The sequence below is a fragment of the Halonotius pteroides genome, from assembly GCF_003605635.1.
Classification (GTDB): domain Archaea; phylum Halobacteriota; class Halobacteria; order Halobacteriales; family Haloferacaceae; genus Halonotius; species Halonotius pteroides.
The window spans coordinates 80,005-106,926 of sequence record NZ_QMDW01000002.1 but is presented as its reverse complement, the minus strand read 5'-3'; the positions used below and the strand labels follow the sequence as shown (position 1 = coordinate 106,926).

Annotated in this window: 27 protein-coding genes, 1 tRNA gene and 1 pseudogene; 18 read left to right on the top strand and 11 right to left on the bottom strand. The window is 62.3% G+C overall.

The window, feature by feature from the left end; translation table 11 throughout:
- The first annotated feature begins 13 nt into the window (after nt 1–13).
- The 5 genes and pseudogenes from DP106_RS01985 to DP106_RS16500 all read left to right on the top strand — a co-directional run bounded on the left by DP106_RS01985 (nt 14) and on the right by DP106_RS16500 (nt 4,296).
- Complete coding sequence (locus DP106_RS01985) at nt 14–1,120, top strand: hypothetical protein (protein WP_120082993.1); 1,107 nt, start codon at nt 14–16, stop codon at nt 1,118–1,120.
- Between the two features lie 126 nt (nt 1,121–1,246).
- Nucleotides 1,247–1,576, top strand: a complete 330-nt coding sequence (locus DP106_RS01980) for a transcription factor S (protein WP_120082991.1) — start codon at nt 1,247–1,249, stop codon at nt 1,574–1,576.
- 573 nt (nt 1,577–2,149) lie between these two features.
- Complete coding sequence (locus DP106_RS01970; RefSeq protein ID WP_120082987.1) at nt 2,150–3,502, top strand: ISH6 family transposase; 1,353 nt, start codon at nt 2,150–2,152, stop codon at nt 3,500–3,502.
- A gap of 187 nt (nt 3,503–3,689) precedes the next feature.
- Nucleotides 3,690–3,905, top strand: coding sequence for a DUF7557 family protein (locus DP106_RS01965; RefSeq protein ID WP_120082985.1), 216 nt, complete (start codon nt 3,690–3,692; stop codon nt 3,903–3,905).
- A 94-nt stretch (nt 3,906–3,999) separates the two neighbouring features.
- A pseudogene (locus DP106_RS16500) lies at nt 4,000–4,296 on the top strand (ribbon-helix-helix domain-containing protein).
- Nucleotides 4,297–4,327: 31 nt separating this feature from the next.
- Here DP106_RS16500 and DP106_RS01955 read toward each other — a convergent pair.
- Together DP106_RS01955 and DP106_RS15700 are read right to left on the bottom strand one after the other, a co-directional pair.
- The gene (locus DP106_RS01955) at nt 4,328–4,576 is read right to left on the bottom strand and encodes a TrkA C-terminal domain-containing protein (RefSeq protein WP_120082982.1); all 249 of its coding nucleotides are present in this window, start codon (nt 4,574–4,576) and stop codon (nt 4,328–4,330) included.
- 82 nt (nt 4,577–4,658) lie between these two features.
- On the bottom strand, nt 4,659–4,796 hold the full coding sequence (locus DP106_RS15700) for a hypothetical protein (protein ID WP_165857797.1): 138 nt from the start codon (nt 4,794–4,796) through the stop codon (nt 4,659–4,661).
- Nucleotides 4,797–5,126: 330 nt separating this feature from the next.
- Between DP106_RS15700 and DP106_RS01950 the strand changes: the two genes are divergently transcribed.
- On the top strand, nt 5,127–5,993 hold the full coding sequence (locus DP106_RS01950; protein WP_120082980.1) for a PspA/IM30 family protein: 867 nt from the start codon (nt 5,127–5,129) through the stop codon (nt 5,991–5,993).
- A gap of 88 nt (nt 5,994–6,081) precedes the next feature.
- On the top strand, nt 6,082–7,212 hold the full coding sequence (locus tag DP106_RS01945; RefSeq protein ID WP_120082978.1) for a hypothetical protein: 1,131 nt from the start codon (nt 6,082–6,084) through the stop codon (nt 7,210–7,212).
- Between the two features lie 46 nt (nt 7,213–7,258).
- Here the strand turns inward: DP106_RS01945 and DP106_RS01940 are convergent, their stop codons facing one another.
- Nucleotides 7,259–7,615 carry a DsrE family protein gene (locus DP106_RS01940; protein WP_120082975.1) on the bottom strand — a complete coding sequence of 119 codons (357 nt, stop codon included), beginning with the start codon at nt 7,613–7,615 and terminating at the stop codon, nt 7,259–7,261.
- 142 nt (nt 7,616–7,757) lie between these two features.
- On the opposite strand from DP106_RS01940, the gene DP106_RS01935 reads away from it, so the two are divergent.
- Nucleotides 7,758–8,180, top strand: a complete 423-nt coding sequence (locus DP106_RS01935) for a universal stress protein (RefSeq protein WP_120082973.1) — start codon at nt 7,758–7,760, stop codon at nt 8,178–8,180.
- A gap of 24 nt (nt 8,181–8,204) precedes the next feature.
- On the opposite strand, the gene DP106_RS01930 is transcribed toward DP106_RS01935, so the two are convergent.
- From DP106_RS01930 to DP106_RS01920, 3 genes are all read right to left on the bottom strand, one after another.
- Nucleotides 8,205–9,116, bottom strand: a complete 912-nt coding sequence (locus DP106_RS01930; protein ID WP_120082971.1) for a Vms1/Ankzf1 family peptidyl-tRNA hydrolase — start codon at nt 9,114–9,116, stop codon at nt 8,205–8,207.
- Nucleotides 9,117–9,164: 48 nt separating this feature from the next.
- Complete coding sequence (locus DP106_RS01925; protein WP_120082968.1) at nt 9,165–9,509, bottom strand: DUF5802 family protein; 345 nt, start codon at nt 9,507–9,509, stop codon at nt 9,165–9,167.
- A gap of 180 nt (nt 9,510–9,689) precedes the next feature.
- Nucleotides 9,690–10,208, bottom strand: coding sequence for a peptidylprolyl isomerase (locus DP106_RS01920; protein WP_120082966.1), 519 nt, complete (start codon nt 10,206–10,208; stop codon nt 9,690–9,692).
- An 81-nt stretch (nt 10,209–10,289) separates the two neighbouring features.
- On the opposite strand from DP106_RS01920, the gene DP106_RS01915 reads away from it, so the two are divergent.
- The 7 genes from DP106_RS01915 (at nt 10,290) to DP106_RS01885 (ending at nt 19,767) form a co-directional block, all read left to right on the top strand.
- Nucleotides 10,290–11,270, top strand: a complete 981-nt coding sequence (locus tag DP106_RS01915) for a succinylglutamate desuccinylase/aspartoacylase family protein (RefSeq protein WP_120082963.1) — start codon at nt 10,290–10,292, stop codon at nt 11,268–11,270.
- 49 nt (nt 11,271–11,319) lie between these two features.
- Entirely contained in the window at nt 11,320–12,249 is a 930-nt protein-coding gene (locus DP106_RS01910; protein WP_120082961.1) for an NAD-dependent epimerase/dehydratase family protein, read from the top strand.
- A gap of 99 nt (nt 12,250–12,348) precedes the next feature.
- Nucleotides 12,349–13,491 carry a lysylphosphatidylglycerol synthase transmembrane domain-containing protein gene (locus DP106_RS01905; protein ID WP_120082959.1) on the top strand — a complete coding sequence of 381 codons (1,143 nt, stop codon included), beginning with the start codon at nt 12,349–12,351 and terminating at the stop codon, nt 13,489–13,491.
- Between the two features lie 51 nt (nt 13,492–13,542).
- A complete protein-coding gene (locus tag DP106_RS01900) occupies nt 13,543–14,793 on the top strand; it encodes an alpha-1 4-glucan-protein synthase (RefSeq protein WP_120082956.1) in 1,251 nt (416 codons plus the stop codon).
- A gap of 30 nt (nt 14,794–14,823) precedes the next feature.
- Nucleotides 14,824–15,966, top strand: a complete 1,143-nt coding sequence (locus DP106_RS01895) for an extracellular solute-binding protein (protein ID WP_120082954.1) — start codon at nt 14,824–14,826, stop codon at nt 15,964–15,966.
- Nucleotides 15,967–15,969: 3 nt separating this feature from the next.
- Nucleotides 15,970–18,222 (top strand): ArnT family glycosyltransferase, encoded by a 2,253-nt coding sequence (locus DP106_RS01890; RefSeq protein ID WP_240625307.1) that lies wholly within the window; start codon nt 15,970–15,972, stop codon nt 18,220–18,222.
- 57 nt (nt 18,223–18,279) lie between these two features.
- Complete coding sequence (locus DP106_RS01885; RefSeq protein WP_120082952.1) at nt 18,280–19,767, top strand: HPP family protein; 1,488 nt, start codon at nt 18,280–18,282, stop codon at nt 19,765–19,767.
- A 21-nt stretch (nt 19,768–19,788) separates the two neighbouring features.
- Here DP106_RS01885 and DP106_RS01880 read toward each other — a convergent pair whose 3' ends face one another.
- The 3 genes from DP106_RS01880 to DP106_RS01870 form a co-directional block, all read right to left on the bottom strand.
- Nucleotides 19,789–20,436, bottom strand: coding sequence for a dolichyl-phosphate hexose transferase (locus DP106_RS01880; protein ID WP_240625310.1), 648 nt, complete (start codon nt 20,434–20,436; stop codon nt 19,789–19,791).
- A 191-nt stretch (nt 20,437–20,627) separates the two neighbouring features.
- Nucleotides 20,628–22,253 carry a GMC family oxidoreductase gene (locus DP106_RS01875; protein ID WP_120082948.1) on the bottom strand — a complete coding sequence of 542 codons (1,626 nt, stop codon included), beginning with the start codon at nt 22,251–22,253 and terminating at the stop codon, nt 20,628–20,630.
- The gene (locus DP106_RS01870; protein WP_120082946.1) at nt 22,250–22,786 is read right to left on the bottom strand and encodes a gluconate 2-dehydrogenase subunit 3 family protein; all 537 of its coding nucleotides are present in this window, start codon (nt 22,784–22,786) and stop codon (nt 22,250–22,252) included. Before DP106_RS01870 ends, DP106_RS01875 begins: the two co-directional genes overlap by 4 nt.
- 116 nt (nt 22,787–22,902) lie before the next feature.
- Between DP106_RS01870 and DP106_RS01865 the strand changes: the two genes are divergently transcribed.
- Nucleotides 22,903–24,525 (top strand): ABC transporter permease, encoded by a 1,623-nt coding sequence (locus DP106_RS01865; protein ID WP_120082943.1) that lies wholly within the window; start codon nt 22,903–22,905, stop codon nt 24,523–24,525.
- A gap of 16 nt (nt 24,526–24,541) precedes the next feature.
- Here the strand turns inward: DP106_RS01865 and DP106_RS01860 are convergent, their stop codons facing one another.
- Entirely contained in the window at nt 24,542–25,621 is a 1,080-nt protein-coding gene (locus DP106_RS01860) for an anthranilate phosphoribosyltransferase (RefSeq protein WP_120082941.1), read from the bottom strand.
- Between the two features lie 90 nt (nt 25,622–25,711).
- Here DP106_RS01860 and DP106_RS01855 point away from each other — a divergent pair, with 90 nt between their 5' ends.
- Nucleotides 25,712–26,050 (top strand): ferredoxin, encoded by a 339-nt coding sequence (locus tag DP106_RS01855; RefSeq protein WP_120082939.1) that lies wholly within the window; start codon nt 25,712–25,714, stop codon nt 26,048–26,050.
- Between the two features lie 48 nt (nt 26,051–26,098).
- Nucleotides 26,099–26,183: transfer RNA gene (locus DP106_RS01850), tRNA-Leu, on the top strand.
- 306 nt (nt 26,184–26,489) lie between these two features.
- On the opposite strand, the gene DP106_RS16340 is transcribed toward DP106_RS01850, so the two are convergent.
- Entirely contained in the window at nt 26,490–26,618 is a 129-nt protein-coding gene (locus DP106_RS16340; RefSeq protein WP_276310047.1) for a hypothetical protein, read from the bottom strand.
- Nucleotides 26,619–26,922 lie beyond the last annotated feature (304 nt).

The window sequence follows — 26,922 nt, the reverse complement described above, 5'->3', positions numbered from 1 at the left end:
CGTATCGCCACCTATGGTCGATATCCCGTTCGGCGTCTCCCGGCTGGATTCGATGCTCGACGGGGGCGTCCCCACGGGCAGCGTCGTGTTGTTGGCGACCGAACCCGGTGCCGGCGGCCGGAAGTTCGCCCAGACCAGCGCGGCGATGAACGCCTTAGCGACGACCGACAACGAGGCCTTCGAGCGTCACTATCGGGGGATCGACCACGAAGGGGTGATCGTCCCCGCAAGTGTCCACTATCTTTCGGTGGCGGCAACGACTGATTCGCTAGAGGCGGCACTGACCGAGACGGTCTCCACCGAGATCGCTAAGCGGGCGGCCACGGGGATCACCTATCATGACCTCTCGGCGGCGTATTTCGACGCGACCGACGTGCCGGAAGCGTGGTACCAGGACAGCGACGCGCCGCCGTCGCTGCCGCCGGAGTCGCCCGCTGATGGTGACGCCGACCCTGATGGTATCGCCGATGACGCTGTCGAGAACGACGAAACAGCCGACCCATTCGACTACGGTGAGACCACTGCGACGATCCCCGGCGACGACGCCGGTGACAGCACCACCGCTGTCGACAACGCCACCGCCGTTGACGACACTACCGCTGCCGACGATACCAACGCCGACGGTACCACCGTTGCCGACGTTGCAGCCACGGCCACATCGTCGACAACGGGTGCCGGGAGCGACGACTCGGGGGCGGCTGACAGCCCAGCGATCCTGTCGATGTTGCGGGCGTCGCTGGACGACGCTGTCGGCGGGACTCTCGTTGTGATCGACGCGGTCACCGACCTCGGTGACCTCTCGGACGATGTGGTGTCGTGGGCGGCTGTCGTTCGCCTGCTTCGCGGGCTGACCCGGATGGTCGCCGCCCGCGGTGGGCTGGTGCTTGTCGTCGCCGACGCGGAGGCGGTGACCGACGCCCAGCTTGGTAGCCTTTCGGCGGCGACAACCGGGACGCTGTCGTTTGGGTGGGAGACCGGCGGCTCACAGCGCGCCCGTCTGTTGTCGATCCGTGAACTTCCCGGTGCGCTCGGTCGGTTGGATCGGGATGAGATCGCCGCCTTCGAGAGCGAACTCCACGACCGGGGCTACGATCTGAGCAATGTCCGAAAGATCCGTTGACCGCCTCCGCGATCCAGCCTGTCGGCTGTCTACGGCTGTTCCGGTGTGACCTCAGTCGATCGACTCGGTCACGACGCCGGCAGGTGTTGGCAACGAGATTAAACCGTCCCGGCTGGTACCGCGGGTATGCAGTTCTGCGACGAGTGTGGGACAATGATGGTCTCTCAAGACGGTGCGATGGTCTGTACCAACGATGACTGTGGGGCGACCGCCGACCGCGACGACGACCGCGCCGACGCCTTCGTCTCAACGACCGAACAGAGTGACGACGAACTCATCGAAACCGAGGAAAACGACAACTTCGAGGGCAAACCGACCGCCGACGACGTGACATGCGAGGAGTGCGGCCACGGCGAAGCGTGGTACACGATCAAACAGACCGGTGCAGCCGACGAACCGCCGACGAGATTCTTTAAGTGTAAGGAGTGCGGCTATCGCTGGCGGGATTATAACTAACGCTTAATTTAATGTTAATACTTTGTCAGTAAAAATCTGAGAACACATTCTATGATCTGATTCTAATCTCACCGAAGGAATTAGTACCTCACAACAAAAATCACTAATACATGACAAGTATAGCTGAATTGAATGATATTGCTCTTACCTTGCTACAGGTAACTGGATTGCTACTACCTGTTGTCTTTTTAACAGCAAATTTTGTTAAAAATGAAGGTGTCTTCGATGAAATATCAGACAAAAGACAGAATAAATTGTCAAAATTATTTATTTATATGGTTCTGTCTCTATCAGTGACTGGGTTTCTCGCAACCCTTGGCATTCTCAGATGGTCAATCAAAGAGTCACTCCTGTTTACTTCGGTTCTTTTCTTGGCTTCTTTCTTTTTGGTGTATGGCATCTTTATATATTGGATAACAAAATAGCACGTGAGGTAAATAATAAAATTCGGGCAGAATCTCTGAAACTATCATAATAACCTGGTCGCGTCTGAAAGTCGTTCAAAACTATCCAAGCAGTCGCTGATGCGAAGTCGTAGCTAATTCCCCGAAGGAATGGGGACGGATTGATGAAATGAAAGAGTCCCCAACTGAGATTTCAGTCACCATAGACTTCGTTCTAACTCTTGATCTGTCCGAAAAGCACCCGCTTGCCGCCCTCGCGGATTTTCTCACCGAGCAGCATCTTGAATCGACGCTGCTCGAAGCGATGGTTGAAAGCCTCAACGAGCACCTCGTTGAGGCGTACTGTGGCGAAAAACACGCACAAGGAAACGGAACAAAGCGATATCAACGCTCAACGAGCAAGACTCGCACGGCAGTTACCACCGCCGGTGACCACCAGTTTTCACTTGGCTACGTCAAGGACACCGCAGCAGCTGACGACGAGAGCACGTATTTTCGCCCTATCGACAATGTCATCGATTTCAACGGCCAGAAGCGATATCAACAGGATATCGCTGCACGAACAGTTGATCTTGCGACAACGCTCTCCTACCGCGACGCAGTTGCTCATGCTGATGAACTCGAACGGACACCCTCGAAGGACACTATCCGCGACCGTGTGACCGACTGCGGCAGGAAACTCACAGAGTTCGTTTCCAGCCGCATAGCTGGGCGTGAGGCAGAAACAGTCATTCCTGATGGAACGAACTGCTACAGCCAAGACGAAGATCGTGAGTACCACAATGTGCGGGTAACACTTGCAGAAGACACCGAAGCAGCCGCACGATCAGTGCTTGATGTCTCGGTGAACTCACCGTGGAGTGAGATCGCCGATTCGTTGGATGCTGCCGAGGCAATCACTGACGACGCGAAAGTCGTCAGTGATGCCGAAAACAGCCTTGTTAAGGCATTTAAGACGAATACACGTGACCATCAGCTCGACTTGTCCCACGTTCCACGAACACTTGGCTACAAGCTGTGGGATGACGGTGCACTCTCACTGGAGGATCGTAAAGAGATCATCTCGGAGGTAGCTGGAGAGTTATTCCACCTCAAGAACTCTGTTGAGAAGCATCGACCGGAGGATGAGTATTCGGCGATCCGCGGGCGGATCGCCCAAACGAAAGATCGGATAGAGAAGACAGCGTGGCAGTTAGACCAACTGTCCTCGCCGAAAGCAGCGTCGTATCTTCGAGGTGAGTTGGACTCCATGGTGACGTTTGCTGAGGAGGCGACTGCCGGGTTCGAGGTGCCGTGGACCTCGAACCCTGTCGAACGGGCAATGGGTGAGGTAGCCAAGCGCTGCAAGCGTGACTGGATGCAATGGAGCGAGGAGGGACTGGATACGTTGTTGCAACTGACTCTTACGAAATACGCTAATCCAGACTACTACCGCAAGTTCTTCGACGAGTTCCTCCAACGGTCAACTCAGAACAAGATGCGGTGTAGCGTATCGGTCACAGCGAATGGAGGTAAAGTTTGAACGACTTTCAGACGCGACCAATAACCTGTTTTCAAACAGTGTCGCATTCCGAATTGTTTGCTCGTCGACAGGATATGACCATCGTCCAGAGCGTGTTGTTACTGTCGTTGTCGAGCGATTTAGCTTCGAGAACGCTCATACCACCCACGACCAAAGCCTCATGCCGCTCATATACGACCGTATACACATGGGCACGAAATCAGTCCGCCTCGATGAAGAGGTCTACAAGCGGATCGCGGCCCACAAACGCGACGACGAGACGTTTTCGGAGGCGATCGATCGGCTCACCAGCGACTACTCCCTGCTGGCGTTCACGGGCGGTGGCTCGGCCAGCGAGGCCGACCGACACCGCGACCTGCTCGCCGAGGCCGACGCGAAAGCAAGTGAAAACCGCCGCGAGTGACTCCAGCGGCTCGGCGTCGATAGCGAATGATTCTTTCTTGTCCGAATCGTCCGGAGCCAAGTTTCACGCATATAGCCGCCTAAAGTATGCGTATATGTCAGAAACCGATTCCGCAGACGGCCCCGACGATCCGGAAACCGTACAAATCAATCTCCGGCTCAGTAAGGCGTTTCTCGACGATATCGACACGACGTAGAAAGAGGAGGGATTCAACTCCAGAAGCGAGTTCCTCCGGTATGCCGCCCGCGATGCGGTGAAACACCCTGTCTTCTCGCGGGAAGGGTGGAAACAGATCGCGGCGAGCGAACACGACCTCCGATCCGGTGACGCCGAACTCGTCTCCCGTGCGGAGGTCGTTGAGATGATAGATCAAGACGACCATGCGCACTGACGGCTGGCGGTCACGCTAAATCGACCCCGCCTCAGTCGTGCGGATGAAACCGACCAACCGCTTTCTTTACCCCGGCGGAATCGCCGAGGAACGTGATTCGGTCGCCGAACTCGATCGCTTCATCGGCCTCAGGCACGCGGCCGTCGTCGCCGCGGCCGATCTCGGCGATGAGACAGCCGCCCGAGATCTCGTCGGTGAGTTCTCTGCTGGATTTCCCGGCGATGTGTTCGACGGTCATCTTGACCCCAAAGATGTCGTGACGGCCGCTAAGGTCGTTCACCCACCGAGCCGGCGGTGGTCGTTCAATCTGGTAACTGTTCGCGCTCAGCGGATACTACTCAGTAAACCCCGAACCAAACTAATCAGGCTGTATCCGACTCAGGATTGTTGGCGCGTCGGTAGGAACCAACCATCTTCCAGAGCGTGTCGTTGATTTCTGTGTCACGCGATTCGGCTTCGAGCTGTCGGTACAGGTCGTCGGAGACGGTGATCTGGGGCATCACCAGTATGTAACGGCGACAGGTGTATAAATTTACTGCGAGTACAAATCGAGTTAATTTCTTAGCGGTCGCCGAGCGTGGCGGCGAACTCGAGGATACCAGCCCGCCCGTGATCGTCGCGTCGCGCCCGAAGTCGGCCGTCGTCGGCAACCGTGAGATCGAACCGTTCGACGACGCCGTCGACGATGTCTTCGCCGTAGAACAGCGCGTCAGTATCGACACCGCCAGCCCACAGTGGTACACAGCCTCACGAGAAGCGGCCGAACGGGCTGTCGAGCCTCCGAGGGGCCACATCTCAGGTTTTAAGCACGCCGTGGCCCAACACAACCCATGGGAATCCTCTCGCGCACCTCCTACGTCGTTCGGTCGAAGCTCAACGCCCTCCTCAACCGATCGGAAGATCCCACCGAGACGCTGGATTACTCCTACGAGAAGATGCGAGACGAGCTGCAGGATGTCAAACAGGGGATCGCTGACCTGACGACACAGAAGAAACGCTTAGAGATGCAGAAACGCCGCCTCGAAGAGAACGTCGACAAACACAACGAACAGGCCCGTGAGGCCGTCCAACAGGATCGGGACGACCTTGCCCGGAAAGCCCTCGAAAAGAAGCAATCGAAGATGAGCCAGATCGAGGAGCTCAACGACCAGATCGCCGATCTGCAGTCGACACAGGACGACCTCGTTGACAAAAAGGACAAACTGCAGGGTCGCATCGAGGAGTTCCGCACAAAAAAGGAGACGATGAAGGCGAAATACGAGGCCGCCGAGGCCTCCTCCCAAGTTTCGGAGGCGCTCAGCGGCGTCGGCGACGAGATGGGCGATGTCGCCCGCTCGATCGAACGCGCCGAAGAGCAAACCGAGGAGATGGAAGCCCGTTCTGAGGCGATGAACGAGTTAGAGGAAACCGGGACGTTTGACGACGCGCTCTCCGACGGCGATGAGATCGACCGCGAACTCGAATCACTGTCGAGCGACAAGGCCGTCGACTCCGAACTCGATACGCTGAAAGCCGAGATGGGTGACGGCGATGGGGGCGCACGCGCCGGCGACACGACCGATAGCAACGAGACCGCCGATGGTGAGGCCAGTACGGCCGACGCGGACGTGGATGCCGAACTATCAGAGCTTGAGGCCGATACCAACGACGCCGAGGTCGAAGCCGAACTCGACGAGCTTCGGGACGACGACGCCTAACCGCCACCCCTGAAACCGCCTGTTTCAGTGCTACAACGCCGGCTGTACCGGCCCGAAGACACTTAGCTTGGTCGCCTGAGTATCAGGTATGCACCGCCGCGGCTATCTTGCCGGGCTGAGTCTTGGTACTCTCCTGTTGGCTGGCTGTGCCGGCGCGCCGACCGACCCCGCCGACGAGGCTGCTGACCGATCAGCCACGGAGTATACCGTTCACCAGCTCGGCGACTCCTTCACCGAACCACAGTGGGCCACCGCCGGGCAGCCGACCGAGTCGGCTGGTGTTGTCGCCCGCTTTGATCGCCGCGACGAACTCCGCTGGCTCGTTGATGACCGCGGGACGACGCCCAAGGAAGTCACCGCATTCGTTGACGAAACCGATTTTTCATCGGCGACGATCCTCTATCTGCAGTCGATCGGCCCCGACGGCTGTTACCGCGAGATCGCCGTCGACGAAGTCGCTGTCGACGACAACGCGATCACTGCCACCGCCAGCGTGGTTGATACCAGCAGGGAGGGCACGATCTGCACGCAGGCACTCACCTACCCCTCAGCGTTCGTCCGTGTCACCGGCGACGATCTCCCGGCAGCAACACGTGTGACACTCACAAACGGCTCGGGGGTCACAGCCGAGATCGACGCCGACACGCCGCTAATCAACCCAGACACGATTGCTGGCGGCGTCAAGCCAAACGGCGATCCGTCGGCGGTGCCGGCTGCCCTCGACTGTGCGACCGACGGCTTCGGACGTCACCCCACGTATGTCGACGACGACTCCACTGAGTATGGGATGTCCACCGACGACGATGGTGCGTCGACGTTCGCGCTTCGTGCTCGCAACCCTGGCGGTGACGCTGTCGACGACCTCACATTTGAGCGCGGCGATGAGATCGAATTTCGGCTTTTCAATGTGTCGAATACGTCTCTAACAACCGGGAACGAGTACGAGTATAATCTACAACTACAAACCGAAGCCGGTTGGGAGGAGGTTCGCGGCACGACCGGCGATGCCGACCGCCTTCTCTATACCGATATCGGGGTCGTCCAACCCCCCGGTGATGGGTTCACGTGGTCGTTCGAACTCACCGAAGACGGGTTGCTTGCGGGCCATCCACACGAAGATGAGCTTGCGATCTGTCCCGACCTCCAGCCGGGTCGTTACCGGTTTGCCTACTGGGGTGTTGACAGCTATCTTGCGGCGCAGTTCGATTACGTTGAGTGAACGACCGGAACTATACTCCTCCCTAAAAATCGAGTGTTCGGCCGCGTTAGAACGTGATGATCTCGTAGTCGTCGGCAACGAGATCGCGGATGCTCGGATGGCCGTCGTACTCAGCGAGGGTTGTCAGCCCGGAGGCGTCGACGGCGTCGGCGACATCGAACGCGCTCGCACAGTAGTCACAGACGGCGGCGTGTGCTCGAACCGATTCGAAAAGCTCGTGATAGTCACTGTCGGGGGCTTCGAGTTCGGGCACCCACTGGACGCCCGCACCGTCGAAGATGAGTGTCACGCTGTCGCCGTCGGTTTCGGCGAACTCCTTGGCGGCCTCAAGGGCGTTTGCGAGCCGCCCGTAGTCGGCGTGCGATTCGGTGCCTGCCAAAACGATGATTGCTGCGTTTGCCACGTGGGATGGCGGCCCCGGCGGAGTATATACTACCGGCCGTCGTGCGTTGTTGATACACCCCCGGTTTCGGCGACGGGTTGTGCCATCCCGATAGCGGGCCGGTCTCGGCATGTTATTTACCCCTGCCGGCGAACGATCTGGTATGGCCCGCCGACTTCTCGTCCCGCTTGATGGCTCGCCGCCGTCACAGGAAGCGCTGCGCTACGCGCTGGAAACGTTTCCGGACGCAACGATCGTTCTCGTCCACGTCCTAACGCCGATCGATGGCAATGTTGGCCCGGATGGCCTGCTCAGCGATCCGGCCGGCGTTATCGACAGTCAGCGAGCGCGCGCCGAGGAACTGTTCGACGAGGCCGAGGCGACCGCCGGCGACGATCGTGCGGTCGAACGCGAACTGCTGGCCGGTCGGCCTGCTACCGAGATCGTCGAGTGTGCTGCGGAACGCGACACCGACCAGATCGTGATGGGCAGTCACGGCCGCGACGGGGCTGCCCGCCTGTTGTTGGGTAGCGTTTCCGAGACAGTTGTGCGGCGGTCGCCGGTGCCGGTGACGGTCGTCCGGTAGCGGGCCGTCGCTCACCGCAATCGCTCAGACTGCGACCAGCCGCGTCGTCCAGAAATCAGCAAACGCGTGTTCGATCGCATCCATCGGCGTCCCGCCGGCGTCGGTGCTGGCGGTGTGGTCGGCCAACTCCGCAAGTTCGCCGACGACCGCCTGCTCACCGGTGAGGACGACCCGGTCGGGGTCGGCATCCTTGACCAGCGTCTCGATCAGGTCAGCCGACTCGCCGAGGTGGTCGTCGATCTGTTCGTCGCGGATGCGCTCGAAGCGGCGCTGTGAGAACCCCCCCTTCGAGTGCTCCGATTTGACCGCGCTTTCGAACCCCTCGAAATCGACGCGCTCGCCGTCCTCGTAGATGCCGACGGCACACACGTCGGCACGGACGACCCCAAACACCAGCCGGCCGACAGGCTGGAACCACCCACGATCGATCTCGAAGCGAGCATTCCACGCCGTGAAGGCATCGGGCATGATCGGCGGGCGGAGCGCGACCGAGACGAGGCCGGCATCGTCGGTGTAGTACAGCGTCGGCGCGGCTCCCCGAATGACGCCGGCGCAGTCGCCGTCGACCGCGGCTGTGACAGTGCCGGGGAGCGTGTTGTCGTCGGCGATGGCCGCGCTGAGTGCGCCCTCACGGCCTGTTTCGACCGATTCGAGCCGACCGAGAACACTGTCAAGACGGTCGCCACGGAGTGATTCGGTGCGCCGCGGCTCGCGGCCGTGTTCCTCGCGTTGCTGGCTGCGTTCGACGCGGTCTTCGAGTTCTGTGATCCGGTCTTCTAGTCGGTTGACCCGTTCCTCGGCGGCCTGTTTGTCGCTGACGGCGTCGGCCCGGCGGTCGGATTCGGCCTCGAGCTGTCGCTCCAAGTGGTGCTTTTCGTCTGCTAACTCCTCGATACGGGCCTTGAGTTCGGCGCGTCCGAGCAGTTTATCGAACATGCCGAATGGCCGCGGCCAGCGGACTTGAAACGTTGGGTCGACGACCGGTTAGGTACCGGCCGCCGGCTCCCAGCCCGCATACCGCAACAGCTCCATTGCGCGTTCGCGGTCGGCAAGAAAGACTTCGCGGGCGCTCGCTGTCTGCTCTTCAAGCAGTTCCGATGGCACCGCCAGCGTGCCGGAGGGAACCCCCTCGTCGCCGCCAACCGGGAAATGAGCGGTGTCAAGCTTCATCACCAGCGGCGCGTCGAGCCGTTCGACCCCCTCGTTGTCGGCATACAACTGCTTGTTGACGGCCTTGTGGTCGGCCCGTTGGATGACAGCGCGGTCGCAGTCGTGCGGTTCGACGTACAGTTCGCCGAGATAGTAGCCGTCGGAAAATGATTCAAACATTCGATGCACGTCATGGTATGACGTACCATGATATAAGCCTTGTCGCAAGCTTTTATATGCAACCGCAATCAGGTCGATGGATCAACAGCGATTCTCTCAAAAGCTGGCGGGATCGCTGTTACATCCGGCTATCATACGAAAAACTGACGTTGTAGTCGCGGTGTGGGTTTGGTTTCCGGATCAGTGCCACTCAACGTCGACCGATTCGAGGACGACATCCTCACGCGGTTTGTCGTCGCGGTCGGTTGGCACCGAGCCGATCTCCTCGACGACATCCATCCCGTCGGTGACCTCGCCGAACACGGAGTGTTTCCCGTCGAGATGCGGGGTCGCATCGAGGGTGATGAAGAACTGTGAGCCGTTGGTGTTCGGTCCGGAGTTGGCCATGCTCAGGATGCCCGCGCTATCGTGGGTGAGATCGTCGTGGAACTCGTCGTCAAACTCGTAGCCGGGGCCGCCGCGGCCGGTGCCGGTCGGATCCCCGCCTTGGATCATGAAGCCCTCGATGACGCGGTGGAAGAGCACGTCGTCGTACAGCGGTTGATTCTGGACGGTGTCGCCGCTTTCAGGGTCAGTCCACTCCTTTGAGCCGGTTGCCAGCCCGATGAAGTTGCCGACGGTGTTTGGAGCGCGCTCCTCGAAGAGTTCGACGGTGATGTCGCCGTGGTTCGTCTGTAGGGTTGCCGTTGGGTTTGCCATAGCTGACGGTTGGCCGGTAGGCGGAAAACAGTGCTGGCTTGCGCCGATAGCTTACAAACCCCGAGCCCATTGGCACCGATAATGCATACCGCCGACCGGGTGACGCTCGCACGGTTGCCCTCCGGCGTCCCCGTCGAGACAACGATCCACCGCTACGGCGACGGCGATGGCCCGACGTGCTACGTGCAGGCAGCCCAACACGGCCGGGAGATCAACGGCACCGACGTTCTGCGTCGCCTTCACGAGCGATTGACCGACCCCACCGCGGTTGGCCCGGTCGCCAGCGATCTCGACGGCACGCTGATCGTCGTTCCTGTTGCCGACCCACTGACCTTCGATCGCGTCGCCTACACGACGCCGGAACCCATCGACTCGGCGGCCCCGAACATGAATCGCTGTTGGCCCGGCAACAGCGCGGGGACGATCCACGAGCGGATGGCCGCCCGCCTGTGGGCCGGCGCGAGCGACGCCGACGCCATCATCGACCTCCACACCGGCAGCCCGGAGATGCAGACCCACACGGTCTATCTCCGCGGCGACGACGCCTCCCGGAATCTGGCTGAAGCCTTCGGCACCGACCTTCTGCTGGCGGAAGCCGCCGGCGACGACGCCGACACCGAGTGGGACGAGCGCAACTTCGGCGGCAAGCTGCGCGTTGCAGCGACCCGCGAGGGGATCCCCTCGATCACACCCGAACTCGGCTCGAACAAACAGCTTGACCACGACGCCATCCAGGCTGGTCTCGATGGCCTCCTCGGCGTGTTTCGCCACCTCGGCCTGCTCGCTGGCGACCCTGATCCGTGGGACGGCGTTCGCGCGCGAAACCACCTTGGGCGCGTTCGGGCGGCAGATTCGGGACTCTTTGTTCCCGACGCTGCGGCCGAGCTTGGAGCCGACGTTGACGCCGGCGACACGTTTGGCACCGTCTACGATCCGGCGACCTACGAACCCGTACAGACGGTCACCGCCGACCGCGACGGGATCGTCTACTCGATCGCCCGCGAGGCGACGGTGACAGCGGGCCAGACGCTTGTCGGCATCGCCGAGCGACTGGACGGATAGCTCGGTCGACAACAGAACGCTTTCCTACCGACTGGCAACTGATGAGTGTATGGATCTCTCGACCCAGCACGTCCTCGTCACGGGTGGGGCCGGCTTCGTCGGCTCCCATCTCGTCGACCGCCTGCTCGCCGACGGCGCGACTGTCACCGTCGTCGACAACCTTTCATCCGGCTCCCGCGACCGCGTCGCTGACGACGCCAAACTCGTCGAAGCCGATCTGACCGATCCCAGCACGCTCAACGGTGTTCTCGACGGCGTCGACCTCGTCTTCCATCTCGCGGCCTCGAAACTCGTTGACACTGACCGCCCCCACGGCCAGTTCGAGGACAACACGCAGATGACGCTGAATCTCTTGGAGGCGATGGCCGACGCTGACGTGACGAACATCGCCTACACCTCCTCATCGACGGTCTACGGCGAGGCTCCGCGGCCGACCCCCGAGGACTTCGCGCCGCTGGAACCGATCAGCGCCTACGGCGCGAGCAAGCTCGCCGATGAGGGCCTGCTGTCGGCGCGGGCCCACAGCCACGACCTCACAGTCTGGAACTTCCGCTTCGCCAATGTCGTCGGCTCCGGTCTCCGCGGCGCGGTCATCCCTGACTTTATTGAAAAGCTCACTGACGATCCCGAGACGCTGACGATCCTCGGCAACGGTCGCCAAGAGAAATCCTACCTCCATATTGAGGACTGTGTTGACGCGATGCTGCACATCGTTGCCACCGCCGACGACGCGATGAACACCTACAACCTCGGGACGCGGACGACGACCTCTGTCGACCGCATCGCCGCCATCGTCGCCGACGAGATGGGCCTCGACCCCGACTACGAGTACACCGGCGGCGACCGCGGCTGGACGGGTGATGTGCCGAAGATGCGACTGTCGATCGAGAAGCTCGCTGCCCTCGGCTGGGAACCCGACCGATCGAGCGACGCGGCTGTCCGGCACGCAACCCGAGAGCTGCTCGACGAACTCCGCTGATCGCGGTTATTTGTCGCTGATTCCGATGACATGAGCAACGGAACGCGGCCGCTGCAAATTTTTAGGTGGGCTTAAATATCTCGCTACGAACGGCCGTGTATGTCCAACAGCGACGACGGCGACCACAGCGGCCCGCGAGCCCTGCTGACCCGTCGTCGACTCACAATCGCCGGCACCGTCTTCGTTGCCGCCGGCCTGTTGGTCGCGTTTCGGGCGGTCAATCTTGACCGCGTCGTCGGTGAAATGTTGCGGGCGGATCCGCGGCTGTTGGCGGCAGCCGTCGCCGTCTACGCCGCCTCGTGGCCGCTCAGGGGGCGACGGTACGGCGACGTGTTGTCGACAACGGGCCACCCGCTCGGAACCGGCTTTCTCACCCTCGCGGTCTTTCTCAGCCAGACAGCGAATCTCGTTGTGCCGGCCCGCGGCGGTGACGCGGTTCGCGCGTACGTGCTGAAAGCCCGGCGACACGTGCCGTATCCGGCCGGTTTCGCGTCGCTGGCGGTCGAACGCGGCTTCGATCTCGCCGCGATCGCCGTGTTGGGAGCGGTCGCAACCGTATGGCTCGTCGTTGGCGACGCGACCGCGCTGGCGACGCTGGCCGCCGATGACACCCGAACCGCGCTGCTGGGCGCTGTCGGCGTTGCAGCGGTAACGCTTATCGCCGGCGTGCTCACGCTCATCGTCGCCAACGCGGAGCTATCAGTCGGCAGTCGCCTTCGATCGGCCGTTGTGGAACGGCCACGAGCCCAGCGAGCGGTCGCTGCCGGGCTCGATTTCGCGGCCGATATCGCGATCGTCGCCCGCGATCCCCGAGCGGTCGCGGGTATCGGTGGTGGGAGCCTGCTGATCTGGTCGCTGGATGTCGCCACCGCGGTGCTCGTTCTCGCCGCACTCGACAGCGGGTTGGCGGTCGGCCCGTTGCTCGCGGTCGGGACGCTTGCCGTCAGCGTCGGCAACCTCGCCAAGGTGCTCCCGCTCTCACAGGGTGGCGTCGGCCTCTATGAGGCCGCCTTCACCGCCTTAGTCGTCGCGTTGACACCGATCGGCGCGAGCACCGCCCTAGCCGCGGCGGTCGTCGACCACGCCCTGAAAAACGCGGTCACGCTCGCCGGCGGCGGCGTCGCGGTCGCCGTCTTCGGGATCTCGCCGTCGACAGCGGCCCAGCGCGGCGCGGCAGCCCCTACAGCGGCGGCCGCCCGAACTGACGGGAGCGGCGACGAGACAACCGGGGAAGACGACTGAGCCGACACCGACACACCTTTTAGGATGACCTAAAGAAAGCCGAGTACCCAAATGAGCCGAGACATCTGTGTTATCGTGCCGACGATCCGTGAGTACGAGTGTATGCGGTCGTACTTCGAGAACGCCCGCAAGCACGGCTTCGACCTTTCGCGGCTGGACGTGATCCTTGTCACCGAGGACTTCTGTGACACCGACGAGATGGAAGCGATGTTGGCGGCGGAAGACGACGTTGCCGGCGAGGTCTTCGACGGAACGCGCCGCGAGGAGTGGTACGAGGCCCACGACGTAAGCGAGTATAGCCATATCGTGCCCGCCGCCAGCCACGCCGAGACAAGTTTCGGCTTGCTCTACATGTGGGCCGGCGACTACGACTACGGCTTCTTCATCGACGACGACACCCTGCCGCACGACGAGTGGGACTTCTTTGGAGCGCACATGGACAACCTCGCCTTCGAGGGCGAGATCGAGACCGTTTCCTCGGACGAACAGTGGGTGAACGTCCTCTACCAGAACGCCGACGAACACGACCTCTACCCGCGTGGCTATCCCTACTCGGCGATGCACGAGAGTGTCGAAACCGAGCAGGCCCACGCCGACAACATCGTCGCTTCGCAGGGCCTGTGGACGAACGTGCCCGACCTCGATGCCGTCCGGATTCTGATGGATGGCGACCTGCAGGGCCAAGCACAGACCCGAACCACGAAAGACGACTACGACGGCGATTTCGTCGCTGCCGAGGGCAACTATCTCACCGTCTGCTCGATGAACCTCGCCTTCCGACGCGAGGTGATCCCGGCATTTTACCAACTGCCGATGGACGAAAACGAGTGGGACGTGGGCCGCTTCGACGATATCTGGTCGGGCGTTTTCCTCAAACGCGCCTGTGACATTCTCGGCACCCAGATCTACAACGGCGAGCCGCTGTGTGAGCACAACAAAGCCGCCCGTAGCACCTTTGACGACCTCAACAACGAGGTGCCAGGGTTGGAACTCAACGAACACCTCTGGGAGATCGTCGACAGCGTGGAACCGGAGATTCCACGGGCCGCTCGGACGGCTCAGCCGTCCGAGGACGACGTGGGCGAGGAAGCGGCCGCAGCCGTCGACCAGTCGGACGACGCGTTCGGGGCCGATCCCGAAGCCTACGCCGCGGTCTTCGAGGCGATGGCCGATGAACTCGAAGACGGCGATTGGGAGGCGTACAACAACGGCGAGTTCTTCAACTACGTCGGCGAGTTCATGGGTGATTGGCTCGATTGCCTCGATGCGCTTGCCGAAACTCCTCCGACGCCAAACCAGTGAGTATAAGTTGTTTTAGGCGAACCTAAAAATATGACACGAAATACAGATAGCGACGGATTGACGCACAGTAGTCGACGGCGGTTTCTCGCGGGTACGGCCGGCGTGGGTGCGGTTGCGATCGCCGGCTGTACCGGTGGCGACAACGACGGGGAGGCAGCCGAGGAGACACCCGATTCCTCGATCGGGCAGATCGGCTCCGGCCGCGCCGGCCGACCGGAACCGGGTGGAACCTCGATCGACGAACTCCCCGATCTCGAGGGCGAGTTGGAACTGTACTCCGGTCGCAACGAGTTTCTTGTCGGTGAGTTGATCTCCGATCTAGATGAGTTCTACCCGGAGTTCGAACCGAGCGTCCGTTACGGCGGTGGCAGCGACCTTGTTAACACGATCGACACTGAAGGCGACGGCTCGCCGGCTGACGTGTTCTACACGGTCAACGCCGGCAATCTTGGCGCGCTCGCCGAGGCCGGTCGCACGCAAACTCTTTCAACCGAGATCCAGGAGACGGTCAGCGAGGAGTTCCGCACCGACCAGTGGGTCGGCACCTCCGGCCGCGCCCGCACCGTCCCGTTCAACACCAACGCCTACGACGACGGTGACATCCCCGATGACATCATGGCCTTCCCCGAGTTCGACGGCGACCTCGGGTGGGCACCCACCTACGGCTCCTGTCAGGCATTCATTACGGCGATGCGCATCTTCGAGGGCGAAGCGGCGACCCGGGAGTGGCTTGAGGGCGTCGTCGACGCCGGGATCACCCCCTACGCCGACGAGTTCCAGGTGTCTCAGGCGATCGCCAACGGCGAACTCGACGCGGGCTTCACCAACCACTACTACATCCAACGCGTTCTTGATGGCTCACCGAGCGCGCCGATCGATACCGCCTTCACCAGCGGTGACGCTGGCGCGATCTTCAACGTCGCCGGCGCGGCCGTCGTCGACACGGCCCCGAACCCCGAACTCGCCCAAAACTTCGTTCGGCACCTCCTCTCGGCGGAAGCCCAGGAGTACTTCGCCGTCGAAACGTTCGAGTATCCGCTCATCTCCGAGGTCGAACCGGTCGGCGATCTGCCGACTGTCGACGAACTCGACGTACCGGAGTTCGACATCGCGGAGCTTTCGAACGTCCGGGCAACGATCGATCTGATGCGCGACGTGGGTATCAGCACGTAGGCCGTGTCGTTCGACCTGCGTTCCCTGTTGGCGAGTGTCGCTCGGTCGCTGCGACAGCAGTTTCGTCGCCTCGCCAGCACCGACGCAGCCGTCCCCACCGACCGGCTTCGACGCCGGATCGGTTCGGGCACCGTCGGCTATCTCACGCTCGCTGTGGGTGCGGGGGTCGCGGTATTTCTTACTGCCGTGGTTGTGTTCCCATACCATTCGGTCAACCACGACGAGGGCGTCTATCTTATGCAGGCATCGATGCTGCTTGAGGGCCAACTCACGCTGGCCGGCGGCGATCTCGCCGACATGTTCCGGCCGTGGTTCTTCATCGAGGACGGCGGCGAACTCTACTCGAAGTACAACCCGGTTCCGGCAGCGATGTTTGCGGTCTCGATGGCCCTGTTCGGCGAGCCGCGGGTGACGCTTGCGGTCGTCGCCGCCGGCAACGCGGTTCTCGTGGCGGTTCTTGGGGCGATAGTTGCCGATCGCCGTGTCGGGCTGCTCGCGGGGCTGTTGTTCGCAGCGTCGCCGATGACGCTGTTCACGTCGTCGGTGTTTCTCCCGTATGCACCGACAACGCTGCTGAATCTCTCGTTTGCGGTCACCTATCTCCACGGCGTCCGAACCGGGTCGCTCCGGGCGGCCGCGGTTGCCGGCATCGCCATTGGGCTTGCCGCCTTCGCTCGGCCCTATACGGCGATCCTATTTGCCGCGCCGTTCATCCTGCACGCGCTGTGGGAGTTCAGCCGCGGGTTGTGGATCGACAGCCGTTCGCTACCGCGGCTGGTGCGGCTGTTTGTGAGTCAGGCCGGCTTTCAGTCGCTGCCAATATCCGTCCAGCGCAACACGCTTACCGGCATCGGCGGAACCGCATTCGTCGGGCTGACGCTCGCGTACAACACCGTTCTCACCGGCGCGCCGCTGACCTTCCCGTATCAGGCGTTTGCACCGTTAGACGGCCCTGGATTTGGGTTCCGTGAGATCCTCGGCCACGAGGTCGTTTACACGCCGGCTCTCGCCATCGAGTCCAACCGCTACGCGCTGCAGTATCTCGGCACCCGGTGGTTCGCTGGCGGTGTCATCGGGACGCTGGCGGCGGCTGCCGGCCTGTTCATCGCCGTGCGGTGGTGGCGACGCCGTGACCGTGAGTGGGGGTCGACGGCGGGGCTGTTGCTTGCGGGACTCCTCGTGTCGGTGCCGCTCGGCAACATCCCCTTTTGGGGCACCCACAACATGCTTGCCGAGTTGGACAACCCGGCCAACGGCTTAGTGTCACATTTTGGCCCGTTCTACTACTTCGATCTTCTCGTGCCGCTGTCGATCTTCGCGGCACTCGGCCTCATTGTCGGCTGGCGATGGCTCCGCGGCGGGGCCGTTTTCGACCGCCTCGCTGCTGTCACGTCATCGGTGACTGCCCGCCGGGTCACCGTCGCCGTCGCGCTTGTCGCCGCGCTCGCGGTTGGCGGCCTCACGGCGAGCACCGCCGCCGAACCGCTTGACCGTAACATGGCCTACACCGAGAAGTATGCGACCGCCTACGAGCCGATTGAGTCGGCTGAGCTTGAGAACGCGCTTGTGTTCACCCCCGATCCCTACGGCCCGTGGCAGAACCACCCCTTCCAGTCGTTGCGGAACGACCCTGGCTTCGACGGCGAGGTGGTTTACGCTCGCGACCGCGACGCGGCGGGAAACTTCGAGGTGCTGGCGGCCTACCCGAACCGGACGCTGTACCGATTTGCCTACCGTGGGGTGTGGACGCCGGAGCCCGATCAGGGCGTGTCGCCGAAGCTCGAATCGCTGTCGACGCCGACCGGCGAGTCACTCCGGGCCGACACGCGGGTCGGTGTTGCCGAGCAGGTAACGCGAGCGATCATCGCGCTCGAAGTTGACGATGCGACAGTGATCCGCGATATCGACGCGCCCGGCGAGACGATCACCGCGAACTGGACGCTCGACAACAGCTCGGCCCGACTGGTCGGTGTCGATGGAGCACCCGTCGCGGGCAACGCGTCAGTTCCCATTGATCCGACCGAGAGCGTCGGCCTCCGGGTCACGTTGGTCGACACCGGTGGCAACACCTACACCTACCAGCAGCGGACGGCGGTACAGTCGACGCCGGCGGGCGTGCAAGCTGTCTCCCCGGCGGAGCGACGCGTCTGTCGGCTCACAACGGACTGTGATCCGGCGGACGCCTATCTGCCCGATGATCCGGCGGCCCACCCTGACTGGGTTGCGTTCAAAACCACGGTGTCGGCGACCGGCTAAGCGGTATCCTCGCCACTGAGCCGTGGCTTTTTATCGATACCGTCCCTCTCGGTGGCTATGCCGCCGCTTGGGGTTCGGCTCCGAACCGTTTTTCGCCGGCTGTTGCGACTTATACGTCGAAAGCGGCGTGATTTCCGCGGGTGGCTTGAGGATACTCGAAACTTCATCCATTTTTCCCTACTGTTGGTCGTGCCGCTGCTGATCGGGTTGGTGACATGGCTCGCCAACAGCATTGAGCTGCTTCCATTCCTTCTGTTTCCGCCGCTGGTTTCGGGTGCGTTCACGCTGTTTCGTGAGCCCGAATCGCAGTACGCCTCGCCGCGGCGGTTTGTCGGCGGGATGACGATGGGCGCGGTCTGTGGCTGGGTTGCCCTTGCCGTCAGCGCGCGGTACTTGTATCGGGTACCGCCTGAAACGTTCCAGATCAATCCGGGGGCGGCCGCCTTCGGCGTGCTGTTGACCGGGATTGTGACCTGGGCGCTTGACATAGAGGAGTCACAGGCGTTTTCAACGGCGTTGCTGGTGCTCGTCTCAGGGGTCACACAGTTCATCTACGTGCTGAGCGTTTTCGCTTCCTCGGTGATCGTTGTCGGCGTCTTTGTCGTCTGGCGGCGGGAAATCTACGAACAGCGCGCCGACTACCTCTATCAGACCACCCACGCCGACGATCAGGTGCTCGTCCCGATGCGCGGCGAGACGGCTGACACCGTCGCCACCTTCGGCGCGCAGCTCGCCGCCGCCCACGACACCGGGAAGCTCGTTCTGTTCAGCGTCGTCACCGACGGGGAACACGCGACCGACGACGCCGTTGATACCGACGGCGGAGCGGCAGTTCGCCGAGTGACACCGACTGGGGATGCGGCGACCGGATCGGCCGCCGACGGACAGGTTTCAACCGCCGCCGCTGATCTTCCAGCACCAGCCCGCGAGACAGCCGAATCGCTCGAAGCACACGCCGAATCCCTCAGTGACCGCTTCGATATCCCGTGTGAGGTGGTTGTCGTTGCCGGCGAACCAGACGATGCCCGGGTTGCCGTCGAAGCCGCTACCGAAACGAACTGCGATCTCGTGGTCACGCCCTACCAGACGGCCGACGGCGAGTTGACGCGGTTCATCAGGGGGCTGTTCAACTCGACGCTCGATGTGGTCGTGCTCCGGAGCAACGGCGAGCGGACAAGCTGGCGGCGGCTCCTCGTCCCGATCAAACATTACGGCGAGGTGGCCCACGCAATGTTAGATTTCGCCGAACGGCTTACCGGCGAGACGAGCTACGTCTCGGTCTGTCACAGCATTGACAGCGAGGGTGACCGCCGCACCGCCGAGGCGATGGTCGCTGATCTGGTCGAGCCGTTTGAACGAGCCATCGAAACACGCGTCACAACTAGCCCACTGGAGTCGTTTCTCTCAGTACACGCCGACAACTACGATCTCACGATCCTCGGCTCAAGCACTGATCGAACCGTTGTCTCCCGAATCATTGACGCGCCAACATTCGAACAGCTCAAAGAACTCGACTGCGATATCGCTATCGTCCACCGCGGCTGAATTGTCACACCGGTTGGCAACTTATAGGAACCGCTCTTCGAGACCGACCTTCAGGATCGACTTCGCTATCTCCGCGCCACCCTGAATCGGGTCGAGCTTTGTTTCGCCGGCCCGCTCGGCGTAGCTGATCGGGGCCTCATGAACCTCGTAGCCGCGCATGAGCGGCCGGATCAGGAGCTCCGCCGAGAGCCCGGTGTTTTCGGTCCACTCGATGGCGTCGATGACCGCCTTGCGGTAGGCGCGCATTCCGGTCGTCGTATCATGGACACGCTCGCCCATCAGGACGCTTGCAATCGCCGCGAAGGCCTGATTGCCAAACCGATTGAAACCTGGCATTGCTTCCGCGCCGTGGTAGAGCCGGTCACCGCTGACAACATCCGCGCCATCGTTGATCTCGCCGAGGAACTCCGGCAACTGTTCCATCGGATAGGTGTCGTCGCAGTCGGTGGTGACGACGACCGGCCGGTCGGCGGCCTGCAACGCCGCGCTGACCGCGACGCCGTACCCCTGTGGCTCCTGTTCGATTACACGCGCGCCGTGCTCGCGGGCGATTTCGGGCGTTCGATCCGCGGAGCCATCAACGCAGACGACCTCGGCTTTGCCGTCGGTGACAGCCTCGATGTCGTCGAGGACGGTGCCGATGGCGGCTTCCTCGTTGTAGGTGCCCATCACGACACTCACGTCGTCGAAGGTGAATCGGTCTGTCTCCGTGTCGTCTGCGACGCTCACGTCGGCATGCTCAGCCCCGTTTGTCCGCGGTTCCGTGTCGGCCTCCTGCTGCAGTCCGTGGCTCATTACCTGCCGTTTTGCCCGCTCCGGTTTATATTTTTAGGTTTACCTAAAGTAGTGGATGAACGCCGTCATACGGCCGCATCGACGGCATCGGCAACCCGTAAGGCGAGGGCGGCGATCGTCAACGTCGGGTTCATCGCGCCACCGGTCGGAAACACGGAGCTAGAGGCGATCCAGCAGTTGTCGAGATCGTGGGTGCGGCAGTCGGCGTCGACGACGCCGTCGGCTGGCTCGTCGCTCATCCGCGTCGTCCCCATGTGGTGGTAGGCTGGGCCGGTGCTGTCGGGGCCGGCTGTCCATTCGATCTCGACGCCCAGTTCGTCGAGAATCGACCGCTGGAGCTCGTTTGCGCGCTCGATGGTGCGCAGCGCGCGGTCACCGACGTTCCAGTGGACATCCGGGACGGGGTTGCCGTGGGTATCGGTCGTCGACTCGTCGAGGCCGATGTAGCTATCCTCACGTGGCAGTTGCTCGACCAACCCGCCCATGGCGATGTGTGTACCGTAGCCGTCGCGCACCCGCTCAAGCAGGTCGTCGCCCCAATCGTCGCCCGTGAGCGCCATCTCGACGGGCGAGGGGCCGGCGTAGTTGAAGAATTCGAGTTTGAACGGGGCGAGCTCCGCGTCGGCCTCGTCATAGAATTGGTGAGTTTCGCTGGTGAGAAAGCCGACGTGGTTCTGACGAGTCGGCTCGTCGAGTGTGCCGCCCATCCCCGCAAAGAGGTGATCCATGAAGAACTGCCCGACCGCGCCGCTGGAGTTTGCCAGCCCGTCGGGATACTGCTCGGACTCCGAGAGCAGCAGGAGCCGCGGGGTTTCGACGCCACCGGCAGCGAGGACGAAGGCGTCGGCGTCCTGTCGAAACTCGCCATCGGGCGTCGCGTAGGTCGCGGCGGTGATCCGATCGGCGTCGTGTTCGAGCCGCTGGACGGCCGCGCGGTCGATGACGGTCGCACCCTTCCCTTCGGCCGATTCGATATGCACGGTGCCGTCGTATTTCGCACCGGACGGACAGACCGGCTGGCAGGTGCCGTAGCCGACACACCCACTGCGGCCGTCGTAGGGTTCGGAGTTGCGGGCGTTCGGTACCGGATGCATGGCGATTTCGAGTTCGTCACAGGCCTCCGCAAACAGGCTGTCGCTGTGAGAGGGTTCAAACGCCGGCATGGGGCGGGGTTCCTCGCGTGGCGGGCCAAAGGGATTCTCGCCGCCGGCAACACCGATCGCATGCTCGGCGGCGGCGTAGTACGGTCGCAGGTCGCTGTAGTCGATGGGCCAATCAACGCCGACGCCACGCTCGGCCTTCGAGTTGAAATCAGCCTCGTGGAGTCGCATCACCATCCCCTGCCAGTGCAGCGTCGAGCCGCCGACGCCCTTCGCGCGGGCGTGGTTGAGCGGGTAGAACCACTCCCCTGAGTTCGAGTGCGCATCACGCTCGGGGTCGCTGTCCCACACGTCTGGTCGGTCGTAGGTGGGCCGGATCGCCTTTTCTTGACGGGCCAACCGATCGTCAAAATCGAACCGCGGCCCGGCTTCGAGAACGACCACCTCGCGACCGGCGTCGGCCAACTGATCGGCGACGAGCGCGCCCGCCGGCCCCGCACCGACGACACACACGTCGGCGTCGTCGACGGGCGTGCGGTCGGACGCGCCCGCGCTAGTCTCGATATCCTCGGCCGGTGGCCGCCCGCTCACGCCTGTGGCCCCCGTTGGTAGCTGTCGATCCCGCCGGCGTACCCCTGTGGGTTCTCGGTGCCGACCAACTCGCCGCCGGTCGGTGAGCTGTAAAGCGCTAACAGGAGTTCGTTGACGACGTAGTATCGCACCGTCTCCCGGGGTTCCCCCTCTCGGCGCGGTTCGGCCGTATCGACCGCCATCTCCCGGAGCACTGCATCACGCGTGTCGGCGCTAAGGGCGGCAAAGCGATCGCCGTACCACGACTGCGCTCGGTCGTCGAGGGCGGTGACCGCGCTGTCGACGGCGGCGGCGTGACGATCGCCAGCCAGTCGGCTGTCGAGAAAGGTGTTGACAAACTCGTCGATTCCCGCGATGTCGTCGGGATAGACAACCTCGGCAGCGGCGACCATCGTCCTACGGATCGCCGCCTTGTCGATATCGTCGGCCTGTTGGCCACCGTTGTCGTCTGTGTGACCGACAGCGACGGCCGCGACGCCGCCGGCTCCGAGAGCAGCGAGCGCGGCAGCAGCATCGCGTCGGGTCAGTTCCATGGACGGATTAGGCAAACCTAAAACTTATATCCGTTGGAATCCGACCGCCGACAGACCGGAACCGATACCGTTGTTACCGCAGAGCGGTTCGGCTGACCTACCGTTCACCTCTACCGATGACCTCACCTATCGACCGACTTCGTGCTATCGCTGACGGCAGTGCTGATCGCTCAACCGGGCTCACGTTGTTAGCCGGCGCGATCGCGGCGACGTTGTTGGTGCCGCTGACATGGCTCGTACTCGAGGCGACACGCGTTGAGCCAGACCGAGCGTGGGCTCTCCTTGCGCGTCCGGCGACTGTCGACGTGTTGGCCAACACACTGTTGTTGATGGGCGGGGTGACCGGACTGTCGATTCTGATCGGCGTGCCGCTGGCGTGGTTGACCGTCCAGACCGATCTTCCGTTCCGGCGGTTTTGGTCGGTTGTCGTCGCCCTCCCGCTTGTGATCCCAAGCTACATCGGCGCGTTCACGTTCGTGTCGGCGTTCGGTCCGCGTGGTGAGTTTCAGGCGATTCTCCAGCCGCTCGGCATCGACCGTCTTCCGGAGATCTATGGGCTGCCGGGCTCGATTTTGGTGATCACGCTGTATACGTATCCGTACGTCTATCTCACCGCTCGCGCCGGGCTGTTATCGTTTGATCCGACGCTGCTTGAGGCCGCCCGGACGCTGAACCACGGTCGCTTGCAGGCGTTTCGCCGGGTGACGCTCCCGCACGTCCGTCCGTCGATCGCCGCCGGCGCGCTGCTGGCCGCGCTGTATGCGGTCTCGGATTTCGGGACGCCTGTCATCATGCGACTGCCGGTGTTTACCCGGCAGATCTTTGTCGAGTTGGATTCCTTCGGCCAGGACTATGCGTCGCTGCTTTCGCTACAACTGCTGGGGATTGTGCTCGTGATACTCGCCATTGAGTCCCGACTTCGATCCGACGGCGGCGGCCACGGTGACGGTGTCGGGACGGCTGGCGAGGAGCCGTTGATCTCGCTTGGTGTCTGGCGGTGGCCGGCGACGCTGTTGCCGGCGACAGTCGCGGGGGCGGCACTGCTCGTCCCGCTGTGGATTCTTGGGCTGTGGTTCGTGACCGCGGATCTGACCGCGCGGCCGTCGCTGGCACTTCAGCTGTCAACCGTCACAAACTCCGTTGGTGTCGCCGCGGCCGCCGCGTTTGTCGCCGTCGCCACCTCCGTTCCGGTCGCTTACCTCGCGGCTAAACACGACTCGCTTGCGGCCCGCCTCTTTGAGCGGGCAACCTACGTTGGGTTTGCGGTTCCGGGGATCGTCCTCGGCTTAGCGTTGGTCTTTTTCGCTACCGGGTTTGATGGGATCGACCTCCCCCTCCTGCCGGCGATCTACCAGACGGTGCCGCTGTTGATCTTCGCCTATGTTGTCCGATTTATGCCGCAGGCAGTCGGCTCGATTCACACCTCGACGCTGCAGGTCGACCCACAGCTTGTCGAGGCCGCTCGAACGCTTGGAGAGACGCCGCTGCGGGCCTTCCGGACGGTCACGCTGCCGTTGGTCACCCCCGGCATCGTCGCTGGCGGCGCGCTCGTGTTCCTGACGACGATGAAGGAGCTCCCGGCCACGCTCATCTTGCGGCCGACAGGTTTTGAGACGCTGGTGACGGTGATCTGGCGGGCCCAGGCAAACGCCTTCTATCAGTACGCCGTGGTGCCGTCGCTGTTGTTACTGGCGGTATCGGGGCTTTCGATGGTCGTGTTGTTGCGCCAGGATAGCTAACCGACGCCGAGACCGCTTAGAAGGCGCGGAGATCGTCGAGAACGGCGGCTGCACTCCCATCGTCGATGGCCTCGCGGGCGGCGGTCAGTCCTGCGTCGATGGAGGTGACATCCTCACGCGCATAGATCCGGAGAGCCGCGTTGAGTGCGACCGCATCCGCGAACTGATCGTCGCGCTCGCCGGTCACCACCGCCTCGGTGATCGACGCGGAGTCGGCGGCGATGTCGTCGACGTGGAGATCCTCACTCTCGAAGTTCATCCCGTAGTCGGCGGTTTCGATCTCGAAGTCATCGAAGTGCTCCGCATCATCGCTGTCGCCCGCATTCCATTCGGCGACCTTCGTGAGTCCGGGACGGATATCGTCGTAGCCTTCCATCCCCTGGAACATGAGCACGCGGTCGAGGTCGTGGTGCTCGCTTTCTTCGAACGTCTCAACGACCTTTTTCGCAAAGGCGAGATGGTAAAATGAGCCCAGATGGACGTTCGCGTCGGCAGGGTTGGCCAGCGTCTCGATGGTGTTGACGAAGGTGCGGACACCCATCTGATCGCGGCGGTCGAATAGCTCGTCGACGGTGGGGTTGAACGCGGGCTGGTAGTAGAACCCAACCCCGGTCGCATCGACCATCTTGGCGGAGGTCTGGGGGCTCACCTCGGTCGGGACACCGAGCTCGTCGAGAACGTGTTTGTAGGCGTCCTGTTTCTGTGTCGGGACGCGGTCGCCGGAGTGAACGACGACTGGGGTGCCCGCGGCGGCGGCGACAACGCCCGCCCCAACCCCGAGGATCGCTGACCGGCCCTTGCCGTCGTAGTTGGCACCGCAGTCGACGGGATCACAGTCAGGGGTGGCGGAATCGACGTGTTCACACATCAGATCAGTGTAGGCCGCCAACTCGGTCGGGGTGTTTCGCTTCCAGCGGTTGGCCAGCCAGAACGCCCCCAGCGTCGTTGGGTCGGGCTCGCCGGCGATGATCCGCTCGAAGGCCTCAAGGGCCTGCTCGCGGGTGAGATCGTCGGCGGATTTGTGTCCGGAGCCACAGACCTCCGTCATCAGCCGTTTCAGGGGCCACTCGCCGAACGTCGTCATCTGTTTGGACATAGATAGCATTCAGCCGTCGAAGGCAAAAACATCTCGCTGGGGTCTCACAAAACCAACACACGAAAGATCCCCCAGTTGCAAAGCCGTATTATGAGCGACGACCGCCCCAGCCCCAGCGATGTGGGCACCGTCGAGGATGCGCCGTCGGTTGAGGAAAAGCCCTACAAGATCATCTTTGAGGCCAACAAATGCTTCGGCGCGGGTCGGTGTGCGGAGGCCTCCGACAACTGGGAGCTCGATCTCGAGACCGGTGTTGCCAACCCGCAAGCGTACTTTCTCGACGAATCCGACCTCGACGAGAACATTCGGGCCGCCGAGCTGTGTCCGGCAAAAAAGGATCGGGGCATCATCCACATCATCGACCGCGAGCAGGATATCGAGATCGCGCCCGACCCACACGGTGATGGCACGCTCAGCGTCGACTGGTAGGCTCCCAACCGAAACCGATTTTTGTCTGATCGGAGAACGAATAGATGCGCGAGGGTGGCTGAGCTAGGCCAAAAGCGGCGGGCTTAAGACCCGCTCCCGTAGGGGTCCGAGGGTTCGAATCCCTTCCCTCGCATTGCGTGCCCGAGCGACAACGAGGGCTGAAATCGTTCTGGAAGGGTTCGAAACAGGGAGTGGAGCGACTATCAGGAGCGAAACGACTGTGGTTCGAATCCCTTCCCTCGCATTGCGTGCCCGAGCGACAGCGAGGGCTGAAATCGTTCTGGAAGGGTTCGAAATAGGGAATTGAGCGATTACCAAGATCGAAATGACCGTGGTTCGAATCCCTTCCCTCGCAGTTTGTGCCCGAGCGACAGCTATAGCTGTCTACCGGTTCGGACGCCCGAAAATGACCGCCAGCGGTGTTGTGACTCCGATCGATTCAGAGTCCCAACAGCTGGAACAGTTGTTGTGACAGGTAGCCTGCAATGATGGCTGCGATGAACGCCATCGTGATGTACACGACGAATGTCTCTATCCGTTTCCGACGGTGGGTAAGCGTGCTGAACATGATTGACCCCGCCTGAACCCTGCGGTATCAGGCGTTATCGAATCTTTAGATTCCAGCTATTTAAATTGACCCCTCAGAGCCAGCTCGGCATGTGCTACACGCTGTAGCTACTCCTGATTGTGGTGTGAAAAGGCAATATCGCCCACGCGGCAAGAAAAGTCCCGCGCAGGCGACGTGCCTCAGATTGGTCCCCGCTGACGCTTCGGCCCTCCAAAGCGAAGCGTCGTTTACAGACAGTTGTGGGCAATACTTAATCATTCCGGGTTCGGCGAGTGACGCCGTTTGTCACGGCCGAAGAGAGGGC